The 554-nt window shown below is 54.0% G+C and carries 2 protein-coding genes; both read right to left on the bottom strand.

Annotated elements, in window-relative coordinates:
* A partial coding sequence (locus tag AC27KL_RS28095) for an imidazoleglycerol-phosphate dehydratase (protein ID WP_487171801.1) occupies positions 1 to 392 on the bottom strand: 392 nt, incomplete at its 3' end.
* Positions 392 to 553, bottom strand: a complete 162-nt coding sequence (locus AC27KL_RS28100) for a histidinol dehydrogenase (protein WP_487171802.1) — start codon at positions 551 to 553, stop codon at positions 392 to 394. The genes AC27KL_RS28100 and AC27KL_RS28095, both read right to left, overlap by 1 nt.
* Between the last annotated feature and the right edge of the window lies 1 nt (position 554).

A 554-nucleotide genomic window follows, 5' to 3' on the forward strand; every position in this document is an offset into this window, starting at 1 on the left:
ACCATGTTCGTAGGATAAGCGGCCCGATACTCCAGATGCGGCCGGTTGCTAATGTCGATCACAACCTGCGCCAGCGCGTCATCCATCGGAACAAAGGCGTTCCCGTAGCGCTTGATTCCTTTTTTGTCGCCCAGTGCCTCGCGGATGCAATGCCCGAGACAGATGCCGATGTCCTCTACCGTGTGGTGGTAGTCGATTTCGATGTCTCCTTTTGCTTTTACCGTCAGATCAAAATGCCCGTGCCGGGTGAACAGGTCAAGCATGTGGTCCAAAAAAGGCACTCCCGAGTCCTGCTTGCTTTCGCCTGCTCCATCTACGCCAAAAGAAAGGGCGATCTGCGTCTCATTTGTATTGCGCTCAATAGCTGCTGTGCGGATTGTACGATCACTCATCACTGGTCACACTCCTGCTTCTCGCGATCAAAGTCGCGCAGTCTCTCGGTTATGGCGCGTCCATGCCCCGCCAGCCCTTCCTGCTCGGCCAGGGTCACGATTTTTGGCCCGTTTTTCACCAGGTCATCCTTGCTGTAAGAGATGACACTGGATTTTTTGATA

This window comes from Paenibacillus sp. YAE3, assembly GCF_057546105.1.